This is a genomic window from Verrucomicrobiota bacterium, from assembly GCA_016871495.1.
Classification (GTDB): Bacteria; Verrucomicrobiota; Verrucomicrobiia; order Limisphaerales; family VHDF01; genus VHDF01.
On the sequence record VHDF01000167.1, the window covers coordinates 1 to 4,546 of the forward strand.

Sequence of the window (4,546 nt, forward strand, 5' to 3'; positions counted from 1 at the left end):
ATGGCGTGTTCGAGGGGGTTGGTTTGGTGCACGAGCGAACGATGGCACTGTTGGCCGGCATCGCCTCTGGAGAGACTCGGCGCGGGCAGGATTGGGCGACGCTGAAGCGCCGTGAACGGCGCGGTCCATGGCGGAGCCCCCATCCACCCGACACGATTCAGCGCCAGACGATTTCATGCCAGCGGTTGAGTTCGAGGGACTCAATCTTCGTGACACGACCGCCCGGCCAATGGACCTCTGCCGCCGAGATCGCGCCTTGACCGCCCAGGCCGAAATGAGCCTCGGCCGGATGCTGCGTCCGGTAAGAATCTCCGGTGACCAGCCAGCGCGATTGACGACCGGCTTCCGTAACCAGATCGATCCGCGCTCCACTCGATTGCATGGGAGCTCCTCGAAAGCGAAATCCGATCCATGCCGCGGTGGAAGGAAGGACATTGCGATAGATATCGAGGCGAGGCCGTCTCGCCGGCGAGGGTGAGAAGCTGAGAACGATCAAATCCATGCGTCCGTCCCGGTCCAGGTCCGCACTTGCCAGGCCTTGCGAATCCTCGGGCACCGCCACTCCCAGGGGAAACGCGGCCTCAAGGAACCGACCGCCGCCAAGATTCAGGAAGAACGCGTTGTCCTGCCAACCTCCGTACGATTGACGAGCCGCCATCCGCTTGCCGAAGGCTGATTTGAAATAGAGGTCCCGGACGGGGTCGTTGCTGGACCCGCCCACGTAAATGTCATGCAACCAGAATTGGCGTTCAAAATCGGTGACATCCGGAAACGTCTCGTGGCCGTTGGCGATTGCGACATCGAGGTCCCCGTCGTTGTCGAAATCCGGGAGCGTCACCCCCCAGGCCCATCCCGCGTGCCGTAACGCGGGAGCGAAGGACGCGGGTTCCAAACCTCGTTCGCTCGCTGAATAAATCCGGTTCCCGTGCGTCATGGCACCGCGCTTCCGATCCAATGCCTCGAAACCGGGGCGCTGTAACCCCAGGCTGTCGAGTCGGGCGGCGACGGGGGAATCCATCCCGATCGCAATCACGTCCATGCGTCCGTCGCGATTGAGGTCTCCCACGGCGTGGGCCATGCCGAACAGATGCCGTGCATCGCCCAACGATTCGCTTGCGAGCTTGAAGGACCCCTTGCCGTTGTTGAGGTAATAATCGATGCCCGCGAAATCGCTGACGGAGACCAGATCCAGATCCTGATCCTGGTCGAGGTCCACCCAGGAAGCACTGTAGTTCCTGCGAAAGCGCCATTGGTCCAATCCGGCGCTCGCGGTTGCGTCGAGGAAATTGCCGGAGGGTTGTTGAATCAGCAAATAGGAGGGGAAGCCGTCATTGGCGTCGAAATAGGGTGTGGGAAATTGACCTCCTTGATAAGGAATCTTGTATTGCCCCAGCCACAGATCGGCCCGGCCGTCGCCATCCACATCGCCCGCCGTGAGCACTTGTGGATGCTTTAGTTTGGCTTCGCTGGGCCAGACCAGCCGGGGTGCTGAAGTGAACCGGCCCTTGCCGTCATTGTCGAAAACATAGAGCCCTTCGCGCATGGCGAGAATCAGTTGGGGAAGTCCGCGCCCGAAGAGATCAAGGCAAAGTCCTGCCGAGACCATCCCGGGCGGAAGGTTTGCCAGCGGTTCGCCTTCCCAAGTTGTGCCTCGGCGGCGGAACACCCAATTCGCGCCGGGCAGGAGGATCTCCAGCCTGCCGTCGCCATCTAAATCCTGGACCAGCAAGGGATCCGCAAAATGGGAATTCTGATGAGGAGTCAGGGATGTGGACAATACGCGTTCGAACATCGGCGGGGTTTCAAGTCCGACCCATTCGATGGGGTCCGCTTGATATTGCGTGGGGGCTGGGGACGAAGGTTCCGCAGACCAATGGGCGTTGAGGATCCCGCGCATGATCCATCGGTTTGGCCGGAACGAGTTGGAGAATTGGATCGAAAACGCGACTTGGGAGACCGGGAGCTGTCCGGGATGGGATTCATGCCTCAATAATCGCCAATGGGTGCGTCCGATTTTCCACCCTTCATCACGCCGAGCTTCAATTCGTTGAAGCCAATCACTTTTTGACCAGTGGAAGAGGGGTCTGTTTTGAGAGGAGGACGAATGAGTTTTGGTAATGATCCCGTGGGGAAGAAGTGTCGGTTGGGAGAGGGATGGAAAGCGGATTGCTTGGAGATCTATTTCCGCCAAGACAGACCAGGGATCAGGCGCGGCATTGAGTTTGTTCCACAGCGAAAGGAAGAAATCCTCTTTGGATTGGGCGGTGATCTCGGGAGCCCAGAGCGTTCCCCGAAGGTTCTCTTCGACCTTTTCCAGGTCGAGAAATCGCCGAACCCAATCCTCCCGCAATGGGTTTTCGCGGTCATTCGGACCGTTTGAGGCTGGTTTATGATCTGTCTTGAACCAGGCGAGGATGACTCCGGCGGTAACAATGCCAACGAGGAGCAGCAAGCTCCGAGCAGTCGAGTCGCCGTTCAAACGCTTCATGTTCTATGGAAGATATTTACAAAAGATTTCGTGGAATGGAAATCGAATTCGAAATGGCATCCGAGTGAGTTACTAGGAGGTGGGTGTCGCTCCGATTTATAATATTCACAAGACATTTATTTCGAACAACTTGAGAGCATAAATCCGAGGGTGATCTTGACTCGATCCGCCTCCTTGTCGGAATTCTTTACACATTCCATTGAGCGCATGATTTCTTCTCAAAATGTTGTTTTACAAGGTCTTAAATCGAAGGGACCTGCCGAAGCAGAGGATGAAGCGCGATGTAGTGTCGGTTTTCCTTACAATTCGCTCAAGCGGTTTTCTGCGTCCAATGAATCAACATGTTTATAATGAACGATTTATGTTGATTGGTTTTAGGTGGCACGTCTTCTGCTCATCGGGAGCAGTAATTGTTGAGTTTTAACACAAAGACCCATGAGACAACTTAAAAACAATACGGATGGTCTTTCCTGGCAGCTTTTGTCGCGACAACGGCAATGGTTTCTGCCCGGGACATCACCGTTTATGACGGACAACATGGGACGGGGGCGTTCAATTCCGGTGCAACGGATCTTGAACTGCGTCTGTCTCCTCCAACGCCTGGTACGCTTGCGGAAGTGCGCGAAGACCAGGAAACCGAGCCCGGCACAGCTCCTGGCTAAGAATGGGACCTTGAAGCCTTGGTCCTGAACGGTAACAACCTTACCGTTGTGGGTGGCTATCGCTTTGATGGTGGAACCGGCGTGGGTGGAGCATTCGTATCGAATCCGCTCTCGGCGACTGATCCGAATAGCAACGCGCTCTTCTTCCCCGGCGACATCTTTATCGATCTCGACGGAACGGCGAGCCTGCCTGCTGGTGGCGGTTCGAGTTACAGCTCTTTCTTGAACCCCGGTTATGAATTTGTCATTGCCTTTGACGGTTATGAGCGCGGAGTGGGAGTGTCGAACGCTCAAGGTCACATTTTCAGCAATGGCGCAGGTGGCGGATATAAAATCTTCGCCTTGACGGGTGAGGATAGCCTCGTCAGTGCACAGGCCATCAGTGGTTCGAATCCGTTCCGATTGCAAAGCACGGCTGGACGGACTGCAGTCCAAACGGGAATCGCTTCTTGGGGAGGGCCCGTGGGTGATGCTGCTGCCGATGCCTTCATCAATGCCGGCACTCCAGGTGTCCCACGGAGCTTGCTCGGTGGAGTGCACTATGGTCTGACCATGGATATCACCTCCATTTTGGCGGCTGTCACAGGCACCAAAACTTTTGGTGGTCACCTGACCATGGGCTGCGGCAACGACGAAATCCGCGGATGGCTCCCGAACGACGCTCGCGTTCCAGACAGCGGACTCGGTCTTGGCTTGCTCGGGCTTTCCTTCCTCGCTACCCACGCGATGCGCCGGAAGTTGGCTCGCTAAGCAATAGTTTGACTCGGAATTAGAATTCACACGAAGTGGTCTTTTCTGGGGCAACCACTTTTTTTGACTGATTTCTTATGCGATTGCGAACGTTCCTCTTAATTCCCAGCTTGGCATGGGGTGTGTTGTCCATGCATGGGCAGGTCATCACCCATCAATTTAAGATTAGACCGGTCTCCATCGCCGATGACAGTGGTGCTAATGCCAACACGGTTGTCATCAATGAGACCTACCTTGACAAGATCTACAGGCAGGCTGGCATTGACGTCGTGGTGCTTCCAACGGTCACCTTCAATAAGACCGATCGCCAGAACATTGGCGGTCAAGGAGAAGTCAACTCCGCTGGTGGAAACTTGGCTAACCCTCCTTTTGTTCCTGCGAACAACCCGGCTGACAGCATTTTAAGTCTGAGTGATGACTTTATCTCGGTCTATTTCATAGTCTCAGACATCCTGACCTCATGCGGGGAAAGATTGGGTGGAGTGGAATGGAATTGAGACCAAGAGGGACATTTTCGACTTTCAAGGATGGGGGTGGTGGCGGTGAATAGGTGAATGCCGCAAGTTCAATGACCGATGTTTCCTGCCGGGTCTGTGGAGCTCAACCGCGATCTGGCGTGTCGAACGGAAGGAGACAAAGTGGTCTA

At 55.7% G+C, this 4,546-nt stretch carries 3 protein-coding genes; 2 read left to right on the top strand and 1 reads right to left on the bottom strand.

Annotated features, from left to right (window positions below; all coding sequences use genetic code 11):
* Positions 1-157: 157 nt before the first annotated feature.
* The gene (locus FJ404_19365) at positions 158-2,488 is read right to left on the bottom strand and encodes a hypothetical protein (GenBank protein MBM3825010.1); all 2,331 of its coding nucleotides are present in this window, start codon (positions 2,486-2,488) and stop codon (positions 158-160) included.
* A 680-nt stretch (positions 2,489-3,168) separates the two neighbouring features.
* Here FJ404_19365 and FJ404_19370 point away from each other — a divergent pair.
* Both FJ404_19370 and FJ404_19375 read left to right on the top strand, forming a co-directional pair.
* On the top strand, positions 3,169-3,900 hold the full coding sequence (locus FJ404_19370) for a hypothetical protein (GenBank protein MBM3825011.1): 732 nt from the start codon (positions 3,169-3,171) through the stop codon (positions 3,898-3,900).
* Between the two features lie 77 nt (positions 3,901-3,977).
* Positions 3,978-4,397: a hypothetical protein gene (locus FJ404_19375; GenBank protein MBM3825012.1), complete on the top strand. Its 420-nt coding sequence runs from the start codon at positions 3,978-3,980 to the stop codon at positions 4,395-4,397.
* The last annotated feature ends 149 nt before the right edge of the window (positions 4,398-4,546 follow it).

What these genes read in the sequence shown, in the direction of transcription:
- FJ404_19365 (MBM3825010.1), bottom strand. Translation starts at nt 2,488, where the DNA reads ATGAAGCGTTTGAACGGCGACTCGACTGCTCGGAGCTTGCTGCTCCTC.
- FJ404_19375 (MBM3825012.1), top strand. Translation starts at nt 3,978, where the DNA reads ATGCGATTGCGAACGTTCCTCTTAATTCCCAGCTTGGCATGGGGTGTG.